Source organism: Ruegeria sp. BG5, assembly GCF_056538425.1.
This window is the reverse complement of record NZ_JBQFTC010000010.1, coordinates 1-20,918: the sequence shown is the minus strand read 5'-3', so window position 1 is coordinate 20,918 and position 20,918 is coordinate 1. Positions and strand designations below refer to the sequence as shown.

At 56.0% G+C, this 20,918-nt stretch carries 24 protein-coding genes and 1 pseudogene; 12 read left to right on the top strand and 13 right to left on the bottom strand.

Translation table 11 applies throughout. The features are described 5' to 3' along the window. Window positions 1-8: 8 nt before the first annotated feature. The 7 genes from ACR0KX_RS20065 to ACR0KX_RS20035 all read left to right on the top strand — a co-directional run bounded on the left by ACR0KX_RS20065 (window position 9) and on the right by ACR0KX_RS20035 (window position 6,259). On the top strand, window positions 9-644 hold the full coding sequence (locus ACR0KX_RS20065; RefSeq protein WP_170624898.1) for a VirB8 family type IV secretion system protein: 636 nt from the start codon (window positions 9-11) through the stop codon (window positions 642-644). After that, complete coding sequence (locus tag ACR0KX_RS20060) at window positions 644-1,459, top strand: TrbG/VirB9 family P-type conjugative transfer protein (RefSeq protein ID WP_152460678.1); 816 nt, start codon at window positions 644-646, stop codon at window positions 1,457-1,459. Before ACR0KX_RS20065 ends, ACR0KX_RS20060 begins: the two co-directional genes overlap by 1 nt. Further along, complete coding sequence (locus ACR0KX_RS20055; RefSeq protein ID WP_152460677.1) at window positions 1,459-2,139, top strand: hypothetical protein; 681 nt, start codon at window positions 1,459-1,461, stop codon at window positions 2,137-2,139. The genes ACR0KX_RS20060 and ACR0KX_RS20055 overlap by 1 nt, the downstream gene beginning before the upstream one ends. An 11-nt stretch (window positions 2,140-2,150) precedes the next feature. After that, entirely contained in the window at window positions 2,151-2,984 is an 834-nt protein-coding gene (locus ACR0KX_RS20050) for a TraB/TrbI/VirB10 family type IV secretion system protein (protein ID WP_170575215.1), read from the top strand. A 118-nt stretch (window positions 2,985-3,102) separates the two neighbouring features. Beyond that, entirely contained in the window at window positions 3,103-4,203 is a 1,101-nt protein-coding gene (locus ACR0KX_RS20045) for an ATPase, T2SS/T4P/T4SS family (protein WP_421597054.1), read from the top strand. 12 nt (window positions 4,204-4,215) lie between these two features. After that, window positions 4,216-4,374 carry a DUF4177 domain-containing protein gene (locus ACR0KX_RS20040; RefSeq protein ID WP_152460674.1) on the top strand — a complete coding sequence of 53 codons (159 nt, stop codon included), beginning with the start codon at window positions 4,216-4,218 and terminating at the stop codon, window positions 4,372-4,374. Continuing rightward, window positions 4,367-6,259 (top strand): type IV secretory system conjugative DNA transfer family protein, encoded by a 1,893-nt coding sequence (locus ACR0KX_RS20035; RefSeq protein WP_170474331.1) that lies wholly within the window; start codon window positions 4,367-4,369, stop codon window positions 6,257-6,259. Before ACR0KX_RS20040 ends, ACR0KX_RS20035 begins: the two co-directional genes overlap by 8 nt. Before the next feature lie 214 nt (window positions 6,260-6,473). Here the strand turns inward: ACR0KX_RS20035 and ACR0KX_RS20030 are convergent, their stop codons facing one another. The 3 genes from ACR0KX_RS20030 to ACR0KX_RS20020 form a co-directional block, all read right to left on the bottom strand. Continuing rightward, a complete protein-coding gene (locus ACR0KX_RS20030) occupies window positions 6,474-6,812 on the bottom strand; it encodes a c-type cytochrome (protein WP_214646850.1) in 339 nt (112 codons plus the stop codon). A gap of 245 nt (window positions 6,813-7,057) precedes the next feature. Next, complete coding sequence (locus ACR0KX_RS20025; RefSeq protein ID WP_170417767.1) at window positions 7,058-7,525, bottom strand: DUF411 domain-containing protein; 468 nt, start codon at window positions 7,523-7,525, stop codon at window positions 7,058-7,060. 74 nt (window positions 7,526-7,599) lie between these two features. After that, window positions 7,600-8,229: a cation efflux transmembrane domain-containing protein gene (locus tag ACR0KX_RS20020; protein ID WP_170417770.1), complete on the bottom strand. Its 630-nt coding sequence runs from the start codon at window positions 8,227-8,229 to the stop codon at window positions 7,600-7,602. 74 nt (window positions 8,230-8,303) lie between these two features. On the opposite strand from ACR0KX_RS20020, the gene ACR0KX_RS20015 reads away from it, so the two are divergent. Then, window positions 8,304-8,720, top strand: a complete 417-nt coding sequence (locus tag ACR0KX_RS20015) for a MerR family transcriptional regulator (protein ID WP_170417773.1) — start codon at window positions 8,304-8,306, stop codon at window positions 8,718-8,720. 209 nt (window positions 8,721-8,929) lie between these two features. Here the strand turns inward: ACR0KX_RS20015 and ACR0KX_RS20010 are convergent, their stop codons facing one another. From ACR0KX_RS20010 to ACR0KX_RS19965, 10 genes are all read right to left on the bottom strand, one after another. Continuing rightward, window positions 8,930-9,967 carry a hypothetical protein gene (locus ACR0KX_RS20010; protein WP_170417776.1) on the bottom strand — a complete coding sequence of 346 codons (1,038 nt, stop codon included), beginning with the start codon at window positions 9,965-9,967 and terminating at the stop codon, window positions 8,930-8,932. Between the two features lie 87 nt (window positions 9,968-10,054). Then, entirely contained in the window at window positions 10,055-11,890 is a 1,836-nt protein-coding gene (locus ACR0KX_RS20005) for a relaxase/mobilization nuclease domain-containing protein (protein ID WP_170417779.1), read from the bottom strand. Continuing rightward, a complete protein-coding gene (locus tag ACR0KX_RS20000; protein WP_170417782.1) occupies window positions 11,887-12,306 on the bottom strand; it encodes a hypothetical protein in 420 nt (139 codons plus the stop codon). The genes ACR0KX_RS20005 and ACR0KX_RS20000 overlap by 4 nt, the downstream gene beginning before the upstream one ends. A 472-nt stretch (window positions 12,307-12,778) precedes the next feature. Then, entirely contained in the window at window positions 12,779-12,979 is a 201-nt protein-coding gene (locus ACR0KX_RS19995; RefSeq protein ID WP_170417785.1) for a hypothetical protein, read from the bottom strand. Between the two features lie 683 nt (window positions 12,980-13,662). Beyond that, the gene (locus tag ACR0KX_RS19990; RefSeq protein WP_170417788.1) at window positions 13,663-14,205 is read right to left on the bottom strand and encodes a hypothetical protein; all 543 of its coding nucleotides are present in this window, start codon (window positions 14,203-14,205) and stop codon (window positions 13,663-13,665) included. 22 nt (window positions 14,206-14,227) lie between these two features. Next, window positions 14,228-14,518 carry an addiction module antidote protein gene (locus tag ACR0KX_RS19985; protein WP_152460667.1) on the bottom strand — a complete coding sequence of 97 codons (291 nt, stop codon included), beginning with the start codon at window positions 14,516-14,518 and terminating at the stop codon, window positions 14,228-14,230. Between the two features lie 5 nt (window positions 14,519-14,523). Next, the gene (locus ACR0KX_RS19980; protein ID WP_170417791.1) at window positions 14,524-14,817 is read right to left on the bottom strand and encodes a type II toxin-antitoxin system RelE/ParE family toxin; all 294 of its coding nucleotides are present in this window, start codon (window positions 14,815-14,817) and stop codon (window positions 14,524-14,526) included. 115 nt (window positions 14,818-14,932) lie between these two features. Beyond that, window positions 14,933-16,798: a ParB/RepB/Spo0J family partition protein gene (locus ACR0KX_RS19975; protein WP_170417794.1), complete on the bottom strand. Its 1,866-nt coding sequence runs from the start codon at window positions 16,796-16,798 to the stop codon at window positions 14,933-14,935. Between the two features lie 218 nt (window positions 16,799-17,016). Beyond that, window positions 17,017-17,421: a DUF3768 domain-containing protein gene (locus ACR0KX_RS19970; RefSeq protein ID WP_152460664.1), complete on the bottom strand. Its 405-nt coding sequence runs from the start codon at window positions 17,419-17,421 to the stop codon at window positions 17,017-17,019. Between the two features lie 527 nt (window positions 17,422-17,948). Further along, the gene (locus ACR0KX_RS19965) at window positions 17,949-18,200 is read right to left on the bottom strand and encodes a WGR domain-containing protein (RefSeq protein ID WP_170418006.1); all 252 of its coding nucleotides are present in this window, start codon (window positions 18,198-18,200) and stop codon (window positions 17,949-17,951) included. A gap of 251 nt (window positions 18,201-18,451) precedes the next feature. Here ACR0KX_RS19965 and ACR0KX_RS19960 point away from each other — a divergent pair, with 251 nt between their 5' ends. The 4 genes and pseudogenes from ACR0KX_RS19960 to ACR0KX_RS19945 form a co-directional block, all read left to right on the top strand. Then, window positions 18,452-18,844, top strand: coding sequence for a GFA family protein (locus ACR0KX_RS19960; protein ID WP_152460663.1), 393 nt, complete (start codon window positions 18,452-18,454; stop codon window positions 18,842-18,844). 102 nt (window positions 18,845-18,946) lie between these two features. Beyond that, window positions 18,947-19,249 (top strand): SH3 domain-containing protein, encoded by a 303-nt coding sequence (locus ACR0KX_RS19955; RefSeq protein ID WP_152460662.1) that lies wholly within the window; start codon window positions 18,947-18,949, stop codon window positions 19,247-19,249. Window positions 19,250-19,404: 155 nt separating this feature from the next. Further along, window positions 19,405-19,545 (top strand): annotated as a pseudogene (locus ACR0KX_RS19950) (DUF6429 family protein); the annotation flags it as partial. A 115-nt stretch (window positions 19,546-19,660) separates the two neighbouring features. After that, on the top strand, window positions 19,661-20,918 hold a 1,258-nt coding region (locus ACR0KX_RS19945), incomplete at its 3' end, for a DUF7986 domain-containing protein (RefSeq protein WP_480708737.1).

Below are 20,918 nucleotides of genomic sequence, written 5' to 3'. Positions count from 1 at the left end.
TGTCACACGTGACAGATCACGAAAAAGAACTCTTTCTGGGCGCACGCCGCGATGCCTTCAAATGGCAGGTATTCGGCATGGTCGGCATGGCAATGGGCGTGGCCTCTATGATTGGCTGGGCGATGCTCCTTCCCCTGAAGGAAATCCGCGCGGTGCCATTCTCCATTGATCCGGACACGAAACTGCCGGTCCTGCTGACTGAAAAAGTCGAAGAACTGGAACCTTCTGAGGCGATGGCCTTCCGTGAAGTCGCAAATTATGTGCGCGACCGGGAAACCTATGATGTCCAGGACAACAACGAGCGCCTGAAATCGGTGCTGCGTCGTTCTGATGAGCTGGCCGAAACGTCCTACCGCGAACTGTGGGACGGTTCGAACGACAACCATCCTGACGAAATCTATACGCCCAAGACAAAGGTGCAGACCGAAATTCTGGGCGTCTCGCCGGTCAACGATGAGACGGTGCAGGTCGAGATCCGCAAGTCCCTGATCGTGCCAAACCAAGCAACGGCCTCAGCCCGCTACGTGGTCACTGTGACCTACGGGTTTGAGGAAAAAATCGTGACGTCGATGGATGAGCTTCTGGAAAATCCGTTCGGCTTCGTCGTCACCAACTACCGCGTAGACGCCATAGGGAAGGTCTGATGCAGCGTTCTTTCAAAACACTCACCGCCACCGCCGCAGCAGTTTTGGCATTCTCTACGCCTCTGCTCGCTGAAATCACACCGACGCCAGACGGAAAGAATGCGGATCATCGCATCACGCATTTCCATTACGTCGAGAACCAGGTGTACCGCATCACTGTAGGTGAACGCCTGATTACCTATGTTCACTTTCCGCAGGGCGAGACCGTCCGCAGCATTGGCGCGGGCGACACTGAGAGTTTTCAGATCACCCGCCTGCAGGAAGGTCGCGTTATTGCGTTCAAGCCAGAAATCCTGAACTCGGATTCAAACCTGACCGTCCTGACCAATCGCGGGACATACAACTTCTATCTGGTTCCGGCCGAGAGCGCCGCCGAACGCAAACGTGTTCCATTTCGGGTCACGTTCTACAACAAAAACAACAGCGGCGGGACCACAACGCGTCGCGGCACAGTCGCTCGGAGCGAGCCGAAGCCAACTGGCCGGTTTGTGAACCAGAACTATTCGCGCTCGGGCAAAGCGGACTTTGCGCCCACCGCCGTGTGGGATGATGGCGTTCACACCTATATGCAAATCCCGCAGGATGCGGAGTTGCCGGGGATTTTCCGTGTCCTGCCTGATGGCCGCGAGCTGATGGTGAACACCACAGTCAAAGAGCGCGGCATTATCCAGGTGCAGGGCCTTTCCGACCTTTGGACACTGCGCATCGAAGACACTTCGATCTGTGTACGAAACGATGGCGACGCGTTTCAGCAGGCGAGTGCAACGGGCAGGCCCGTTACTTCACAGACAGTTAAACCGGGGGGCAGCAAGTAATGGATCGCAATCAGACAATTGCGGCACGGGCGGCGGCTGAACAGCCGTCGCAACGTGTCCGGAAGAAGTTCGACCCAAAGAAGCTGATAACCGTTGCGATCGCAGGAGCGGTGTTCCTGGGCTTTGTATGGTTTGTCATGGGCCATGAAAACAAAAGCACGAACACGGGTGTCCGCGTTGACGCTTTGCAACAAGGTGGTGGCGAGCGATACGGGCTTTTGACCGCACGGGGACCAGAGGCCGATGAGCCGGAACCAGAGGCTTTGCCCGAGGAAATTGAGGTGGCAACACCGGCAACAGTGCCGCAGGTCGATTCCGAAGGGCTGAAACAAGCCTTGAAAACTATCGAGCAACAGAACGGTCGGATTTCCGATCTGCAAGACGAGCTGACGGACGCCAAAGTTTCGCTGTCCGAAAAAGACGGTGAAATCGCAACGCTGAACCTGACCAATGAACGCCTTCAGGTCAGATATGATGAGCGAGAGAAGAAGTTCCAGACGGAACTTGCCCAGGCCATCGCAGATGCGGAGGCCCGGGCACTTGCCAGCGTAAGCCACCTTCAGGCGCAAGGTCTGACCGATGACGAGCGGCGCAGACTCGAAGAACTGAAGAAGATGCGCCAGCGGCAGAACCAGTCGGACGGCATTGTGTTCGATGAAAACCCATACGGCAGAAACTGATGGAGCTGACGATGAACAGAACAGCACTCACCCTCGCCCTGGTCACGTTGGCCTCAAGCGCGATGGCACAGGACGCACCCGGTCAAAACTACCAGCCGATCAATGGTGGATCGCAGCCGGTCATTTTCCAACCCTTCCCTGCAGCGCCGCAGCCGGTTCAAGTCCAGCCAGACGACACCCGCCTGCCTGAAGATCAACGCGGCTATCAGGAAAACCAAAACACGACATGGCAAAACAATCTGGTCGAAGAATATCCCCCCATCGTCGGGGCCTCGATCATTGACGATCCGTCGCGCACCCTGACGCAAGGCACGGTTTTGTCGGCTGTGTTCGGTGGCGCGGTCAGCTCGGAGTTGCCCGGCAGTGTCGTGGCGACGATTACACGTGGCGTCTACTCGATGGACGGCACGCGTTTGCTTCTGCCGCGCGGATCGAAGCTCTTTGGCGAGTATCGAGCGGACACGACATTGGCGCAAACGCGCATCATGATCGTTTGGAGCCGTGTCATCACGCCTGACGGCCTGTCAACTCAGGTCGGATCGGCTGGTACGGACGGTCAAGGCCGGACTGGTGCGACCGGCAGGGTGAACACACACTTTGGGAAACGGTTCGGAACTGCAGCGCTGTTGTCCATCATCGGCATTGCGCCGGTGGCACTGGTCTCTGACAACGATAGCAACAACTCGGTTCGCACTGATCTGGCAACGCAAGTGGGGTCTAACCTGCAGAACGCTACGGCAGCGGCGCTTGATGAATACCTGCGCATTACTCCGACAGTCTTTGTCGATCAGGGCAGTCGCATCAACGCCATCCTGCAGCGCGACGTTGTGTTCGATAGCTTCTGAGCGCGAGCCAATGAGCCGACCGCCTCAGCAGTCTTTCCGGCCGCTGCCAGCATGATCGAGTGCGGTAGCGGCCTTTTTTGAAGCAAATTCAGCACTTTTTGGAAGCAATGAATCTTATGTGGATGCCTTCGTGTTCGAGGCAAAGCCGAGATGCAGCGAAGGCAACCTCCAGTGTTCAAAAAAGTGCTCTACCAAGGACAAGAACATGAGCGGGCGGAACGGCAATAGCCTTCTGGAATACTATACAGGCAAGATCGAGCATCTGTTGCACGATGAAAGCCTGAGCGAAATTTCTGTGAATCCTGACGGATCGGTCTGGGTCGAAGAAATGGGCACAACACACATGACCAGGACAGACATTACTCTGAACAGAGATGATGTGGAAAACATCGGGCGCTGCGTGGCCGGATTCAGCGATGTGACATTCGGAGAAAAGAAGCCGATTGCGACGGCCAACGTGCCGACACAGCAGGGTAAAGCGCGGGTGCAGGTTGTGATTCCGCCAGCAACAACCGGCGTGGGGTCCGTGGCGATCCGCCTGCTCCGCGTGAAAACCGTCGATCTGGGCGCGTTCAGCTTCGCCAGCAAAGAGGCGGCGTTGGCAGAAAACAATGATCACAGCGCGCTTGAAAAGGCTCGGGCTGCTCTCGCTGCCGGAACAATGAACTTTGACGAGCTGGCCGACCTTGCGATGCTAAGCAAATGGAACGTGATCATTGCCGGGGGCACCTCGTCTGGCAAAACCACTGTTCTCAATGCAATGCTGAAGCGCGTCGATCCTGGCGAACGGATCGTGACGATTGAAGAAGTGGCCGAGCTGGACATCGAGCAACCCAATTCTGTCGATCTACTTGCTGACCGTTCCGAAGAAGATGGCCCTCGATCACCAACAAAGCTGCTGGAATCGGCGCTGAGGTTACGGCCTGACCGCCTCGTCTGCGGTGAAATTCGGGGCGACGACGCAAATATGTTCCTGGAACTGGTGAACACCGGCCACGATGGTTCTGTTTGTACCATGCACGCCAACTCACCAGTAGATGCCATTGGACGTATGAGCAAGATGGTGCGTCGCGGATCTCCGACCGTTCAAAAGTCAGAAGTGGTCGATGACATCCGGGCCACCATTCACATGATCGTTCACATGAAGAAAATCGGTGACGAACGGAAGGTCAACGGAGTGATCTTCCCACCCCTGATGACCGCTGATCAACTTATCTGAAGGAGAAATAGAATGAAAAAATTTGAGTATCGTAATGTCTTGATGCGGGTAGAGGAAAATGCAGGCGAGAAGTTTGCGAAGCTCGGGCAAGACGGTTGGGAAATGGTCGGCGTCGTACCTGCCGAGTTTGGCATCGTGTGCTTCTTCAAACGCGAGCTGACCGATGGCTGAGTTTCAGGATCTACCCAAAGGCAAGAAGGTCGCGATAGCCGGTACTATGGGCTTTATCGCTACCTCGGCTTGCGCGGTGTTGGTGGTCGGGCTGGCTCTCGAATACATCAACACCAGAGGCTTTCGCGGGCTGGACATCTGGGCGATCCCAGAGAAGTTCATGGCACAGCCTGCAGAGACGCAGCAGATCATGGGTCTGGTGGCGGTGGTCGCAGTGGGTGTTTTGACCTTTGCATTTGTGGCGGCTGCGCTGCGTGGTCCCTCAACGAAATACGGTGATGCGACCTTTGCAAAGGCCCCTCAGCTCGTCCAGGAAGGCTATGCGTCGGTTCTGAAGCTCAAAGACAAATTGGATAGTGAAATCGTGTTTGCCAAATTTGGTGAGCCAAAGGACAAAAACGCGATCTACTATAAGCCCGGCCCCGGTGTCCAAAAGCCGCACGCGATGTTCATTGCCCCGTCTGGTTCGGGCAAAACCAGCGGCTTTGTGATCCCGAATGTCCTGCGTTTCAATGGGTCTTGCGTCGTCCTGGACATCAAGGGCGAGATTTTCCAGACAACCGGCGCGCGTCGGGCAGCAATGGGCGATGAGGTTTTTATGTTCGACCCCGAGAACCCCGACAAAAGCCACAGCTACAACCCTCTGCGCCGCGCAGCACGTGCCGACAATCTGGACCGGCGATGGGAAGAAGTGATTCAGGTTGCAACTCAGATGTTCGACACGCCCAGCTCGTCCGCGCAGGGCTTTATGGGTGGTGTTGAAGGCATGTTCTGCGCAATGGCGATGCTGGCGATCAAAAGAAAGCGGCCATACATTTCCGAAGTCCTGCGCCTGGTCAAAACGACCAAGCAAAAGGACTATGAGAAAATGGCTGAAGAAGTTGGATATGCGCGAGCTGCAGATGAGTTTCTGAATCTTGCAGCCGAAGAATCCAAAATCCTGCGGTCAACGATTTCGGTTATGTTGAACTCCGGCCTGCAGCTCTGGCGCAACCCGTCGGTAGCAAGAGCCACGCAGGGCAATGACATCAACTTTGAAGATCTGCGTCGGCGCCCCAGCTCGATCTACTTTTCCGTGCCAGGGAAAAAGGTCAAAGAGTTCCGGACGCTCATTCGCCTGTTCTTCCTCGATCTGGTGAACACCATCGAAACTGTTGAGCCGGGCGAAGATGAGCCGTTCAAGGTTTTGATGCTGCTCGATGAGTTCCAACGCCTCGGCCATCTTGAGCGCGTTGTTGAAGCCTATGACACCATGCGATCGTTCGGGGGCAGGCTCGTGGTGATTTCGCAAACACTGTCGCGCCTACAGGACATTTATGGGCACGAGGGTGTGCGGGCGATGCTGGCAAACGCTGGAACCCAGATGTTTGCCGCCTCAGAGGATTCCGAAGTACGCGAACATGTGTCCAGGTCCATCGGGGACAAAACGGTCATAAGCAAGTCGAAGTCTCGAGCACTCGGCAAGATGGAAATGGGCAGCATATCAGAGCGTGAAGAAGGCATTCGGCTGCTCCGGCCAGAGCACGTTGGTCGTCTGCCGGAAAACGAGGTTGTGCTGATCCGCGAAGGCAAGATGCCGGTGATTGCAAACAAGATCCGATACTTCGAAGATCCGTATTTCATGCAGTTCTTGGGTGGCGAAAGTCCGAAGATCAAAGGCACACACCTCGATCTGGCTGTAGAGCAAGCCAGGGACACGGCAAAGGCAGTGGCTGATGCGAAACCGGCCCCTGCCCCGGACAGAGAGGTTTCTGAAAAAGACCAGGAACTTCAGGCGGCATTTGATGCGCAGCGCACGGTCGCAAAGCGGAAAAGTCGGTCAGCGAAAGATATGGCGATGGAGAAAATGAAAGCCAAACGGGCTGAAAGTAGCGCCTTCACTTGACGGGGGTAACAGGACGCGGCCGAACCGGACCTTACTTCAATATGCAGAGAACGGCAGGAGAGAGCCCTAACCTGCTCGTGCTGCGACTTACATATATGTCCGCTTCCGTGAAGCTTACTAGAATGGCGCATTGTCAGCTTTATGCCTGCTGAGAATTGTCGTCATAGTATCGACAGCAAAAACACTCATCAAAAACCAACAGATTGACGACAGATCAAGGGAACCCCGCACGCATATAAACGATGATCTTCCAAAGGTCTTCTTCGCTCAGCGCTTCCTTGAAGGCTGGCATGTCTGTTCCGAAGCGTTCGCCGCCCTCGGAAATTGCCCAAAGAAGGTACTCGTCCCCCGACATCGGCATCTGAACGAACCATCGTAGGAGAGCGGGAGAGGGCGCGAGCGAACGTCCGGCTTCACCATCGCCCAAACCCTCAGCTCCATGACAGCTTGCGCAGTTTTCCGTATATAGCGTCTTGCCCTCCGAAACATTCTCGGGCGTTGCACGAATGGTGCTCCGAGCCCCGCGGTAGGCTGCGGGCACGTCCTCGTTCATATACGTCCAATGTCGTTGCATGCGCTGCTGCTGGCCAGGCCCCATATTGCCGTGCCCCCAACCACGCATGTGCTCAGACCTCATGTGGTTAGATCCCATTGGCCCGTGACCCCACCAATCTCCTCGTTGTTGTTGTGCGCAACCCACTGTAGCAATGGTGATAGACAGAACGCTTAAGGTAAGAGTGCGTAATCCAAGCTTCGTCATCTTCTCCTCCTTACTGTTTCCGCTCGATGAACGTCGCCTCAGGCCGCTTCGTAACTCTTGAACACCTCGGTGCTACCGTCCTTGAGGATCAAAAACACGTCGTAGGCCTCACGACGATCTTCCGGCCCCATCCCAGGGGAACCGTAGGGCATGCCAGGAACAGCAAGTCCAACAGCACTGGGTTGCTCCTCCAGCAGACGACGAATGTCTGCAACCGGCACATGCCCCTCGATCATATAGCCATCGATCTCGCCTGTGTGGCAGGACATCATTTCTTCGGGAATGCCGTTGTCCAATTTGTGGCGGACAAGCTGTGTTCCAAAGCTGCGCTCCTCGGTAATGCGAAAGCCTTCCTGCCGCAGGATGTCGATCCAAACCTGGCAACAGCCGCAGTTCGGATCCTTGAGAACACGGACGGAAGGCGTGTCTTGCGCAAACGCGGCAAATGGTACTGTGCTGGCAAAGCCAGCGGCGTAAGTCAGTACTTGGCGGCGTTTCAGGTTCATGGCGAGAGTCCTTGGTATTTCCAACTAAATTGAGCCGATTTCGTATCATTCGAGATCAAAGGTCATAATCCACGTCAAACATGCTCATGTTCGCCAACTTCCCGACGCTCGGCGAGCGCTTGGCGCACGATCTGGAAAGCAGAGGAAAGAAACAACGTTGCCATGACCGCCGCAACAATCAGGTCAGGCCAACCGCTAGCTGTGCCCCAGACGCCTAAAGCTGCAAACATAACGGCCACATTGCCAATGGCGTCATTACGCGAACATAGCCAGACAGAGCGCACATTTGCATCGCCGTCCTTGTAACGGACGAGCAAGAGAACACTTGCGAGATTGGTCATAAGAGCGAAAAAGCCAACGATGCCCATGATCTCGGCCTCCGGCACTCCGACATAGAACACCCGGTACACGGTCGATCCAAACACCCAAAGACCCATCAGCAGCAAGCTCACCCCTTTCGCCAGAGCGGCATTGGTGCGTGCACGGATTGAAGCCCCGATCACTGCCAGCGAGATACCGTAGGTCAAAGCATCCCCAAGGAAGTCTAGAGCGTCGGCCTGAAGTGCCTGAGACTTTGCATAGTGACCGGCAGTCATCTCGACGACGAACATCACCGCGTTCAGAGCAATGACAATCCACAGCCTCCTTTTGTAGTCGTCTGATACGCCGTCGAATTTGGCGTTGTGTCCGCAACATGCTGACATTGGGAAGCCCTTTTTGTATCTGTCGTGACCATAGTGTAGTGTCTCTAGTTACTAGAGGTTCAAGAGGTATTTTCATGTTTTCTATCGGGGAGCTTTCCAAGCGCACGAAGGTCAAAGTTCCGACTATCCGCTACTATGAGGAAATGGGCCTGCTTGCCGCACCAGAACGCACCGAAGGCAACCAACGGCGCTACGATGTGGCAGGGCTAGAGCGTCTCAGTTTCATCAAGCATGCACGCGATCTTGGTTTCTCAATTGAAGCGATCTCCGAATTGATTGTGCTTCAAGGCCACCCGGATCGTTCATGCCAAGCCGCAACGGACATCGCCGTCTCACAACTTTCCGAAGTAAGAGCAAAGATCAAACGACTACGGGCTCTTGAAAAAGAGCTGGTTCGGATTTCGAAGGGCTGTGATGACGAAGGAGTGTCAGAGAACTGCTATGTGCTCGCGTCTCTTGCCGATCATAAACTCTGTCACCACGATCACTAAACTATGAGCGGACATTGCTTTAGTCCCAGCGAAAGACTGTTTTGTCCGCTTCTTGCCTATTCAAACGTGGTGCAGCGAATGCCCGGAATGTCCAAGGACAAGAGTCCGTCCCAATCGGAACAGACCCCACATTACTCCAACCCGGTGGTCTCGCTGTTCCCGGCAACACATTCACCGGCGCGAACAATCATCTATCATGTCCTCCGTGGTTAAAGACTGTGTCCATCATACTCATGGACGTGGGTAGCCTGTTCGCGGGTATGGGCAATCTCTTGCACCACGGCGGCAATCTTGCTGGATGAAACTTGGTGCAGCTCACCAACAACGGCCTCCGCGCGCTCGTAGCTGTCCGGAACGCCTTGGCTGTTGAAATGGGCGGCAGCGGTGGAAATGTCCGCGTCTTTCCAAGTCGCCGTTGTGCCGATTGAAACGCTGTCATGATCGTTGTAGCGGGCCAGGAACTTGCTTCCGTCGAGACCGAAGCTGTGCGCGGTCGCCACAATGTCATCACGCACAGCCAGCCATTTTTCGGCTTCCGTGGGGTCCAGGTTGTCCAACTCGGCCGCATTCATGGATGTGGTGTAGCTGTCATCAGCCAAAGTGTATGCCTGCAGGTCGGTGTCATATGGGCGCAGTTCGGCAACATCGCCTTTCAACTCCCCGATCTGAACGTCCATTGCGGCACGCAAGTGTGGATCTTCGACCTCTCGTGCAAGAGCCTCCATGTTCTCGATGGAGTTCACGATGTCCTTGGTCTGCTGCTCGTAGTTCTCAAAGATGGCCTCCCCCAAAGCGGATTGCATATACTGAACATAGCGATCACCGGGCGACTGGTAGTCGTCGGACTCCTGAAAATCCTTGTCACCACTCAGATCCGCAAGGGACGAATAGTAAGGGTGATACAGATCGTATTCCTGAGCATCACTCATGTGCTGAGAAACCAAAGCCTGCATATCGTTCAGATCAACCGGCTCCCCTGACCGCTCCGCAGCTTCAAATTCGATTTTGAATTCTTCGACCAGATCTTGTTGCGCAGTATGTTCGTCAACACGGCGGTTGGCCTGGTCCTCGATGTCGAAGCTGTTTGAGGCGATGGCTGCACGATCAAAGCCCATCGCCTGCTGTTCTTTCCTGATGATGTCGATCTGCTCTGAAACGCGATCTTCACGCGGGGCGGATTGATCAAATCTGGAATAGGGTGCGAAGTGTTCGACTTCGTTCAAAAGATAGTCTGTACGCGAAACCATAGTTTTTCCTTTGCGAGTTGATGGAAAACTCTGTGATGGGTCTGCCTGGGGCGTTGGCGCGCGCATCAGGCAGACCGGTTAAAGTCCTTACAAGCTGTGCCCGTCATCGTCACCGCGCCCCTGCAAGAGCGGGTGCGTTGCGTGGGCGTGAACGTCTGAAAGTTCTTCTGAGATTGCGATGATCCTGGAAGACGCAAGCTGGTGCAGCTCGTCAACAACGGCCTCAGCGCGGTCGTGGCTGTCGGGTAATCCTTGCGCCTGGAAGTGGGCCGCGGCGGTCGAAATGTCGTCGCTGCGCCATCCCATTGTTGTACCCAGGGTGACGTTCTGATGATCGCCAAAGCGGGCAACGAACGCCTCGCCATCGAGGCCGTAGCTGCTGGCCGTGTCGGTGACTTCTTTGCGGATCGCTGCCCACTTGCCGGCCTCTGAATAATCCAAGACATCCATTTCGGCAGTGCCCATTCCCATCATCGTTGAATAGCGGCGGTCCTCGATGATGAAGGCTTGAAGGTCCGGATCGTTGGTGCGCAGGTCCGCAACGTCGCCCTTCAACTCGCCAATTTGAATATCCATAGCGACACGCAGATGAGGGTCGTCAACCTCACGGGCCAGCCCTTCCATCTTGTCGATGGATTGCAGCAATTCTTTGGTCTGAGTCTGGAAGTCCTCATAGGCCCCCTTGCCCAAGGTGTCCTGTATATAGACCTCGTACCGGCGTGCTGCCGGGGCATAATCAGCGGACGACTGGAACGCCTTGTCATCGACAATATCAGCAAGGGCAGACAGATACGGATGGCTCTGTTCGTTGTCCCGAACGTCGCTGATATGGGCAACAACCTGAGCCTTCAGCTCGGGTGCGATTGTTTCCTCAGAACCGCCTAATTCGATGTGTCGCCGCAAGTTGCTCATGACTTCGGGCGACACATAAGACGGGTCTCCTGGCTCGCCGTAATCATCAAAATGATGGGCTTGATCCAGCAGATGTTCCATTCTCGATACCATAGGTTCCTCACTTTCAACGAGTTGGATGGCAAACTCTTCGATCCGGTCTTTGACAGCGTTGGCGCGCTCATCAAACAGATCCGACATTCTTGCGATGGAGAGTGTCATCACATCACCGGCCATGTCGCGGGCCGTAACTTCAACCTCCGGAGTGCTTTCAACAACAGACAGTCCGGCCTGAACCTTCCACGTGTCGGTCTCAACTTCCTGCCGCAAACCGCGCTCAAGGCGGGTCGTTGCGGTCAGCTCAATTCCGTATCCTTCGGCAACCTCAACCTGGATAGAGCGCTGAACGTCGATGTTCATGTCGCTGCTCATACCCATAGCCAACCACTGCCCATGTTCCACGCCTCGGTTATTCACAACGATGTGGACATGGGGGTTGTCAGTGTCGTTGTGGAACACGGTCAGATAGTCCCAGGTATCGCCAAAATCACCGCTCCCAAACAGGCGATCCGCGAAGTCCAAACCGGCCTCATGCGCGGCATCCGGATAGGTGCCTTCGGGAAAAGAAACGATCATGTGACGGGTATAACCATAGTTGGTTTTCCCGTTGAAATCCTCGGCCCAGGTCTCGATCAGATCACTCACCTGATCGGCATCGAGCGGGGTCACACCATTGTCGCGGATGTCCAACACGCCCTCTGCCCTGACGGTCAGGTAATTGATCTGGCGGCGCAGCTCATGCGCTTTTTTCACCCCACCTTTGCGGACGTGTTTCACAACCGCCTCGGGCTTTCCAACCACAGCACCAAGCCGCGCCTTGATGGATGAGGCCCGCGAGATCATGAACTTCATGCGCTTGGCGGTTTGCAGCTGCTGGCTGATCTGCTTGGACCGATCGATACCCTTCTGCGCTTCCCGGAAGGCTAGCTCCAGAAAGTCCCCTGCCGTCAAATTGTGAGCCGCGACGTTCATGCTTCAGATGTCCTCTCATCGTCGCGCAAGATTCGGCGAATGGCGGAGTCTGGCTCTCGGTTTCGGCGGGCCGCGGTGATCAGCGCCTTCAGGTCTTGCCGGTGCTGGATGATCGCACGATGGAGGTTTTCGACATCGCGCCGGTCGTCATCGGTCCAGATCACCGAACCGCGTTTGGCCGATTTTGCGAGCTGATTGAGGTTGGTGTATCCACCCTGAACCTGCCGCAAGTGCGTCTGCCAGAGATCGACAACGGCCGGGTCAGGATCGAGATACCCGATCAGACGATAGATCAGTCGTTGGATGATCTGGTTGCGGCTCTTGGCCCCAAGCGACTGCACGGCCTCCTCCAAACGCACCAACGCATCTGACGGCAATCGAACGGAAAAGACAGTGGTGTCGCCGGGCTTGCTCAATGTATACCTCTGGTTGTTTTTATGACTTGTAACACAACTACCTTATCCTGTCATACTCTCCAAGAGGAAACCGGGGGTGATTTTAGAAATCCGTATTTTCTCAAATTGCCCCCGGAACAGTTTTGCTCTTGGAGGCAATCTCCACGCCGGGAAAAGGGTCCTGCCCCTTTTCCAGCCAGCAGGCGTGGGTGCCGGTGGACCGGCGCAGGGCAATCACGCAAAGCGGGAGCTGCCCGAACAGCGCCCGTCACATACCGGCACGTTCAAGGTCAGTATGGCATTTTCCGCGCGCCTCAGCGCGCTCAATGTCCCGCCGCTTTCGCGGCGGGTGTGGCAGGGTTGTCTGCTGCCGCATTGGGGCAGGTCGGCACCCCTGCCCGGTCTTAGGACCGCGCGCCACCTGTGGCGCATATGTGGTCCGGCCTGCGGCCGGAGCAGAAGAAAGGGCGGCTTGCGCCGCCCTGCCCTCCCGTCATTCGGTGACGGGATCGTCATCGGTGCGCTTCGGGAAGGCCACCATCTCAACGCCAGGGAACATGCTGTGCTTGACCTGGATCGAGGTGATGGTGCCGGTCTCATCGGTATTGACGAAGAGCACCCCGCATCGATCCCAGAATGTCTTGCCTTCTTTTTCACCGGTCTTGACGCTCAGTTTCAGAGTTTGAGTTGCCATTGTTTGATCCTCGCTATGGCGTGTTTCGATGAACAAGGGAAAAGCGGGCATCAAGGGGATGTCAGCAGGGAATTTGATCCGCGCGGAATGCGCCGCAGGCGCAGGGGACATTCCTTGTTGAAGCGCGGCGCCCGGCCCGGGCGCCGCGCGTCTTCCCCGACTGCCCGCTTATGTTCATCCCTTCAGAAACACCGCAGCCGAGGATCTTCTCCGGCAACGTACTTGAAACTGTCAGACCTGGTGAAAGGCAAGGCTTTCTGGGATCGCTGCGCGCGGAACATCTGAACAAAACGATGTCTTTGATGGCGGCAACATCACCTCGATCCGACACAGGCGCGGCGCTCAGTTCTAAGTTGGGGGTTGCCCTTCTGGGTCGGTATGACCGTCGTCGCAAAGGATGAAGAATGACGGACGGTGCAAACCGCCCTATCCAACTGGCGGAGGCCAAAGACCGGACGGTCCGGCCCTGGTCCGTGCTTGTGCGGATCAGGTAAACAGCCGGACTCAATTTGGATTGGCGGGTTCGGTAGGACGCCCCGGTAATCCGCAAGAACTCTCTCAAGCGCTGTCGCGGGGCGAGACCGGCGCACGGGCAGATACAGTGATGAGTACGCCAAGAAAAAGGCCCACCGAAGCGGGCCACGAGTTTAACCAAAGGAAAATCTGGAGGTATTCTTTACAGGCTAACGCTTGCGCGCGCGATCGACAACACCGTCAGCTGTGATCGTGGCAATGCGATCCTCTGTGCGGCGGGTCATTTCCACCCCGTCACCCGTCATATGCGCCTCGGCAAATTCCGTGAACTTGAAGATGCTGCCATCTGCTTCAACATGGGTTTCGTCCTCTGCCGAGCGCCGCTTCACCGATCCGTCATGGCGGATTTCGATGATCGTGTTGTCGGCCATTCGGACCGTCACGGTATGCTCATCTACAGCGACACCCTGCCACCAGGCATCTGCATCGCGGCGCACAACAATGCGGTTTGGGTGCAGCTTGATCTGCACGTCCTGTACCTCGTCCGGATCAGCGGCTTTGACGACCACGATGGCCTCCTGCGCGCTGGGATCACCATGGATCGACGCGCTCCCGTTTTTTGGCGGCCAGAGCTTCGGCTGTGTGCGCGGCTTGCCCTTCTGGTCTGTATGAAACCCGACGAACATCTGCGCGGATTTCCAGACGCGGCGGGCGGCTTTTTCAACCGTAGACGGAGCTGCATCGGTGGACATGGTGGATAGCCTTTAAAGTGGGTTAATTCACGTGCATTTTCGGGGTGAGCGTCACACCCACAGCGCTCAGCACTTTCAGCACCGTGCCAAACTCGGGATTGCCATTTTCGCTAAGTGCGCGGTAGAGGCTTTCCCGAGACAGACCAGATTTGTCGGCCACACTCGACATACCTTTGGCCTTGGCAACATCGCCAAGTGCCGACGCGATCAGCGCCGTGTCGCTGGTTTCAAAAGCCGCTTCAAGATAGGCTTGAATGGCTTCCGGGCTGTCCAGATAGTCAGCCGCTTCAAACTTCGTTGTTTTGACACCCATGTTTTTCACTCCAACTCTCTTGCCATCGCCTTGGCGGTTTTGATGTCGGCTTGCTGGGATGACTTGTCTCCCCCGCACAGCAAAACGATCAAAACGTCACCGCGCGACACATAGTAAACGCGATACCCCTTCCCTTCGGAGATACGCAGTTCACTCACACCTTCACCAACCGGTTTCACATCACCGGGATTGCCCAGGCTCAACCGCGTGATGCGAACCAAGATCCTGGCTCTCGCCCTTTGGTCCTTCAGGCCCTTGAGCCACTTGTCGAACAGGTCCGTCTTACGAATTTCTATCATACCTATATGTAGCCTACAGGCTACAACCTTTCAAGTCAAAACAACCTATACCATTGAACTAAAATCAAAAATCATTGCTGAAAAGCAGGGCGCGTTGCGCCCTGCCCTGCCAGTTTCAGAAGCAATCCGGCACCCATGCATCGATCCGGGCTTTCTGTGCCTCGGTCACGCCCAGTGCCTTTTGATGCTCTGGATCATTGAAGAGCTTGTGCAGCGCCTCGTTCTTGGCACCCTTTTTGGATTTCGCGAAGGCTTTGAACATGTCGGCGTCGATGTGCAGGTCCAGCAGGTCTTTGTAGAGATCATCCAGCTGCCAGCCTTTCAGACGCTTGAAGCAGTTTTCAGCCGAAGGGGTCCAGATCGCGCGCATGTCAGCCTCGATCTCAGCCTCGATCTCCGCCATGAACTCCGGGCGTTGGGTCAGAAACCGCCGGGCCAGAAAACCCGTGATCTCACCATTGCGGGTCTTCTTGCCCAGATCGCGAAACGCTTTGAACGCTTCCACGCTGCCTTGTGCGGCAATCTCGTGGAACTGGTCATAGGCTGCCTGTGCCGCTTCATCCCGTTCTCCGCCAAGACGCGGGTCGAGGATGAACTGGTCATCGATCTCGGGTGTGTTCCGCTCGGCACCACCATAGCCAAACCCAAACAGATTGCTGCTCAGACCGGAGGCCGGGGTGGCAAAGAAAGCAAACAGGCTCAACACATAATCAGGCTTGTCCAGCAGGGCCGTTTGAACCGCTGCCAGCCGGATCGCCACCATGTCGTCGATGAACTTCTGCGAATAAACTGGTTTTGGTTCTTCCTTGATCTCCGGTTCTTTGACCGGGGCCAGAACACCAGCCTCAATGGCAGCCTGAACATGTTCCGCCGCGACATAGGCCGGGGATGTTTTGATCTCGCCATTGTTGGTGACATAGACAAACACGCCGGACAGCTTGCGCTGCGCGTCAGAATAGAACGGCGCCGTATAGTCCTCAAGCGCGGCCAGCTCCTTTTCACCATCCGCGTCCAGAGCCTCACCCTCATAGAGTTCGGCAAGTTCGTCATACCGTTCGGCCTGTCCTTCGGTGAAGTCCCGGCTCACCATGTCCAAACGGTGCATGTCTTTCGTACCCGAGAACCCATAGGGAATGTAGCTTTCCTCATGGGTGTCCACCCAGTCCCAGCCTTCCGCGTCGCGCAGTTTTTCCGCTTCTACCGCCAGTTTCTCGGCAAACAGACGATCCAGTAACGCGCCTTCATTGAATAGGGTTTCATCGGCAAACAGATCAGCGGTGACGGTGCCGCCCGCCTCAACATAAGCCTTCTGCCCGACAAATACGGCCTTGCGGCTAGTGCTGCTAACAGCCTCCGACGTCAGTGCCTGTTTGACATCATGCTCACTGAACCACCGACATTCTTTGGCCCGTTCCAGAACCTCCAGAATTTTCTCTTCTTCGGTGCTGACGGTCATGGCCTTGGCCAGCCCCATGCTGATCTCACCGGCTTTGAGCGCATCCAGAACGGCGGCGGGCAGACTGGCAAGCGCGAGGCGGCGGCGCACATGGGATTCGGTCACGCCAAACGCATTGCTGATCTTGGCAATAGACAGAGATTTCTCGGCCATTTTGCCATAAGCACGGACCTCGTCCACAGGGTCCAGTTCTTCACGGGCGGTGTTCTCCGCATTGGCCCATTGCTCAGCCACGAAGGGATTGTCCGTGACCTTAACGGGAACCTGTGCCAGATCAGCGCGCTCAGTCACGGCGATGTTCAGAGCCCGTAGGCGGCGACCACCGGCAACGATTGCGACTTTGCCATCGGTATCGCGCAACCCGCTGAGGTTCTGGATCAAGCCACACATAACCAAACTGTCGGCCAGAAGTGCAATACCTTCCTCACCAACCTCCTGTCGTGGGTTGATGTCAGACAGGTAGAGATCGGACAGGGATACGGTTTCGATGGTTTCCGGTGCGGTGAATGTTTCGACTTTGCTCATGGGGCAAATCCTTGTTTGAGTGTTTGAGATCGTGTTAAGGGTGCCCTACCCCTTCCGGGGTAGAGCGGAGCCGTTTAGATGGCTGCGTGTTGGATCAGGAAGCGGCGCGCGATGTGGAAATTGTCGCCCTTCCTGATTAGCGCCCACGCTTCTGCGATACGTTGCTGCAAGATTTCATTGCTCATGGTGTTCACCTCCTTTCCGGTTTGGGATTGAGATCAGTATTCGCTGGGGCACATGATGGTCAGAACGCGGCGCGTCACTGACGTGTCAAACGGCCGGTCGGACCCATACGTGTAGTCCGTGTCGTAAAGATCGATCTTCCAGAACAGCTTCTGGTCACGGACTGTCACCGCCCCAAAGGTGTGATCGCCATAGGGGTCATTGCCCTCGTCAAACTGGTCATCCGACGCCACCGCTGCCAAAGCTGCAGTCTGGAACTCCATCCCTTCACCTGACACGCCGGGCGTGACAAATACCTGACCCTGAATTCCCTTAGAATGCATCTCGATTGCCGCAGTCGGATCGATCAGCGCTTTCCGAAATAGGTCATTCTGGGTCGCAATCTCTGCCGCCTGCAGGCTGGTGTCAGTGTCGATGTCTTTTGTCTTTTCAATGTCCAAAACCGTCTCTCCTTTTGTGGTGCGACCTCTGGGGTTGATCCCCTTTGGTGCTGGTTTTGAGCCGAGCCCTGAAAGGGCGTCGTCTCTAAAACCTGCCCCGTGGCGAACGCGGAGAGGGGCGAGACAGGACCAATCGACAAGAGTGGTGCGGCCCGCAGCGCAGGCGCGCGAGGACACGGTATTGTCTATTTGTCTTGTCCGAGGGGGGAGGCCGCGCCTTCCCCCTTACGGAAGGTAGCGTTTGGCTTGTCCAAATCCCGCCTGACCCACAAGGAAAGGACAAAGGATCTCTGATCCTGCGTGAGCGCAAAAGGGACCGTCACCCGAATGGGCAGATCACCACGGCATGGACCGACCATGACCCAAAGCCCCTGCCCCGGCTCGCAAGAGACGGGTCAGGGGCTACTGGGACAGGGAGATCATTCTGGGGTGTTCTGGGTGGAAGCCGATACGTCGGCTGAAACCTAGAGCCTGCTCACGAGCCGAAAGGCTCGGGATTTGCCACAGAAACAGACTGCAGCCCGAAGTCACTCACCGACCGGAACATACCCTCGACGGAGCTTTTGCTTTTCGAGATTGTGGAGCGCTTCACTAGCCAGGGCTTCGTCATCATACGTCACCATCATGGCTTGCCCGTTCGTGCCAATACGCCCCCAGGTACGAAGCACTGAAACCTCCCCAAACAACGTCGGCTGCAACTCGATGCCATAGAACCGCGCCATGTTGATCTCAGGGTCCACATGGATCAGGTGCACAGGTGTGGTGTCTGTCAGCTCCATGACGCGATTGTCGATCAATAAAGCTCGTCTGTCCAATGACTTTGCTGGAACAGTCAATTGGCAAGGATTCAGAACCGTGATGAAAACATTCGACAACTCAATCTGTCTGATGCTTGCCTCGTACCCATCCAGGTACAGGAGCTCATATTGGCACCATTCCACATTCCGCTGCTGGAACCGTTGTGACCACTGGCCAGAGTAGGTACGGTTTTCTCATATCTTGCAAAACGAAATAGAAGGATGAAGGCAACGTGGCTGAAATCTTGGAAGGCGGATGTTTTTGCGGTGAGGTTCGATACCAGGTCACTGGCAGCGCAGTAATGCAACTCATGTGTTTTTGCAGTGATTGCCTATCGATGACCGGAACGGACGGTTATGCCGGGTACATGATAAAGTCGGAAGACCTGCAGCTGCTGAAAGGCAAACCACGGACCTTTGAGAAGACCTCAAAGGAAGGTCGACCTGTCATCAAGCATTTTTGTGGCACCTGCGGATCAGGCCTGTGGGGCGTGACAGCCTTCGGATTGACGAGCATTGCGGCTGGGACATTGGATGAGCCAAACAACTTCAAGCCAACGAGCAAGGTTTTTGTGAAAGATGCCCCCAACTGGGCCAGGGTTCCCCACCATTTGGAAGAAATGTAGCGTTTGAAGCTTTGGTATCACCTACATTTCTGTCTTGGAGTTGTTCCTCTTGGTGACCCGAGTTGCTACGATTGTCGTTGAGGCAATAAGCAGGACATCGCGATGCGCAATGCAATCTTTTTACCCCTAATGGCTTTGTTCCTGGGGGTCGTCATGGACGTTAAACCGGCGGCGGCCGCGTCACTCGGAACATATGAGGTTTTTGGCGTCGAAGACGGTGACATGCTAAAAATGCGCAGTGGGCCTGGAACAGGGTTCAATGTGATCGTTGGTCTTCCAAATGGAACCGCACTACGAGTTCACGGCTGTGAGCAGACCGGTGGCACCCGTTGGTGCCGCGTCTCTTTGGAGCGCGCGCGCAAGCTTAAGGGATACGTCTCTTGGGCATATTTGCGGAAAATCTAATACGACAGCGATCAGCACCACCATCTTTTAGCAATCATAGAATACCGGCGGAAACGCCCTGACGAATCCACTAGTTGGGCTCACACCCGTCGTCGAAGCGGCTCGCAACATCCCCGAATTCGCTGGGTTCAGGACGGCCCTAAGGCTTTGACTGGGGAGCGCTTGATCGCCTGCACCGTAACGGATTGATCCTGGACCCGGTTGGAAAGGCAAAATCGGTGGTACTGACCGATGAAGGCCTGCGCCGCTCCGAAAAGCTTTTCACAGAGCTTTTTGGGCGGGAGCCAAAGACATAGCATTCGCCATGACAAGTCCCTCCATGTAACGCAGGTCTGCATACGCGTGTGGGCTGGCTGGCGGTTGCAATCTGCGCTAAATCGCCCCTGTCCGGCAAACAGGGAGAAGCTGAAGATGACAACGGGGAACGATCTTGGTGGGCTCATCGGGTTTATCACCCGTGACGAGATTTGGCATGAGCGGCTCGCTGATGTGTTGGACGAGCATTTTCTGCCAGCGCTCGAGGCCTTCGATCTTGAGTTCGAGGATCTGGGCGACTTGCTGGGCGAGGATTGGCCGATGGTCCTGTGGGGTGGTGGCCTGGAAGATTTGCTGGGCAGGACATTCGGAGCGGACGCCGAAAACGCTGCGGATGCTTATCTGAAAGGGAGCGGTTCCAAGGAGAGTGCGCAGACCCGCGCCTATATCAAAGGATTGCGGGACGCGTCGGTCAGCCTTTATGAGGTGAGCGAGGTAGACCCCGGCAGATCCATGGTCTTGCGCAACATGCTTTCGGACGCAGAGCCGGTTACCGTCCGGGAACACAGCGCGACGCAGATGCTGCAGCGATGGGATCGCATCGCAGCTCGGGTTGTCGCACAGGGGGATTATAACGTGATCTCGGGGGCGCTGCTCCCATTCGACCCCGACACCGTCGCGTTTTTTGAAGACGGGCTCCGCTCCGTGTTGAAATTGAACCCCGACGTTGAACTGAGGCTGACACAGGATCAGCTACACCGTTCCGCACCCCTCTTCACCAATGCCTGGCTCTTCGCACATCTGCCGAACCTACTGGATCCGGAACCACCACAAATCAGCAACAGCGATGGCGACAACCTGCTCTTTCACGACATGCGCTTCCCCCTCGCCAGCAAAGTGACGCAAAGCCAGGTATCTGAAAAGCTAACACAGTCCGCAGAACTCGTGATCTCAGGCCAGAAGGATTGGACCTGGCTTGACCTCGACACCCCGTCCGGCACCAAGCACGGCACCGGCCTCGTGTTGGACAAATCAATGTCAGGGGCCTCCGTGCTTGGGTCCCTAGATCTGAAAGGTCGGACACTCACACTTTCTGTGAGCTCTACAGCGCGCGCTGAACGCGGCGAAGCCCTGGTCCGGGACCTCCTGGGCGACCTGGTGAAATCTCCGCTGACATCAATCCAGACCGCCGAACAGATGATGGCGGATGACAGCACGAGTAACGGAGTGGCAGAAGAAGAGGACATCCCCCGTGCCCTTGCCCGTCAGATGGCCCACGAATATCTCGAACAGCATTACCGCGATACGCTTGACCAGCCGATTCCTGCCCTGGATGGCAAGACCCCGCGCCAGGCCGTTCGCAGCACGGCGGGCAGGAAGAAAGTCATAGACTGGCTGAAGACAATCGAAAACC

Excerpts from the sequence above, each read along its gene's own strand:
- ACR0KX_RS19995 (WP_170417785.1), bottom strand. The coding sequence starts at position 12,979 with ATGGCAACTCAAACTCTGAAACTGAGCGTCAAGACCGGTGAAAAAGAA.
- ACR0KX_RS19980 (WP_170417791.1), bottom strand. The coding sequence starts at position 14,817 with ATGATAGAAATTCGTAAGACGGACCTGTTCGACAAGTGGCTCAAGGGC.
- ACR0KX_RS19985 (WP_152460667.1), bottom strand. The coding sequence starts at position 14,518 with ATGGGTGTCAAAACAACGAAGTTTGAAGCGGCTGACTATCTGGACAGC.
- ACR0KX_RS20040 (WP_152460674.1), top strand. The coding sequence starts at position 4,216 with ATGAAAAAATTTGAGTATCGTAATGTCTTGATGCGGGTAGAGGAAAAT.
- ACR0KX_RS20055 (WP_152460677.1), top strand. The coding sequence starts at position 1,459 with ATGGATCGCAATCAGACAATTGCGGCACGGGCGGCGGCTGAACAGCCG.
- ACR0KX_RS20015 (WP_170417773.1), top strand. The coding sequence starts at position 8,304 with ATGTTTTCTATCGGGGAGCTTTCCAAGCGCACGAAGGTCAAAGTTCCG.
- ACR0KX_RS19965 (WP_170418006.1), bottom strand. The coding sequence starts at position 18,200 with ATGGAGCTGACAGACACCACACCTGTGCACCTGATCCATGTGGACCCT.
- ACR0KX_RS20060 (WP_152460678.1), top strand. The coding sequence starts at position 644 with ATGCAGCGTTCTTTCAAAACACTCACCGCCACCGCCGCAGCAGTTTTG.
- ACR0KX_RS20030 (WP_214646850.1), bottom strand. The coding sequence starts at position 6,812 with ATGAACGAGGACGTGCCCGCAGCCTACCGCGGGGCTCGGAGCACCATT.
- ACR0KX_RS20020 (WP_170417770.1), bottom strand. The coding sequence starts at position 8,229 with ATGTCAGCATGTTGCGGACACAACGCCAAATTCGACGGCGTATCAGAC.
- ACR0KX_RS20005 (WP_170417779.1), bottom strand. The coding sequence starts at position 11,890 with ATGAACGTCGCGGCTCACAATTTGACGGCAGGGGACTTTCTGGAGCTA.
- ACR0KX_RS19975 (WP_170417794.1), bottom strand. The coding sequence starts at position 16,798 with ATGAGCAAAGTCGAAACATTCACCGCACCGGAAACCATCGAAACCGTA.
- ACR0KX_RS19990 (WP_170417788.1), bottom strand. The coding sequence starts at position 14,205 with ATGTCCACCGATGCAGCTCCGTCTACGGTTGAAAAAGCCGCCCGCCGC.
- ACR0KX_RS20050 (WP_170575215.1), top strand. The coding sequence starts at position 2,151 with ATGAACAGAACAGCACTCACCCTCGCCCTGGTCACGTTGGCCTCAAGC.
- ACR0KX_RS20035 (WP_170474331.1), top strand. The coding sequence starts at position 4,367 with ATGGCTGAGTTTCAGGATCTACCCAAAGGCAAGAAGGTCGCGATAGCC.
- ACR0KX_RS19955 (WP_152460662.1), top strand. The coding sequence starts at position 18,947 with ATGCGCAATGCAATCTTTTTACCCCTAATGGCTTTGTTCCTGGGGGTC.
- ACR0KX_RS20010 (WP_170417776.1), bottom strand. The coding sequence starts at position 9,967 with ATGGTTTCGCGTACAGACTATCTTTTGAACGAAGTCGAACACTTCGCA.
- ACR0KX_RS20025 (WP_170417767.1), bottom strand. The coding sequence starts at position 7,525 with ATGAACCTGAAACGCCGCCAAGTACTGACTTACGCCGCTGGCTTTGCC.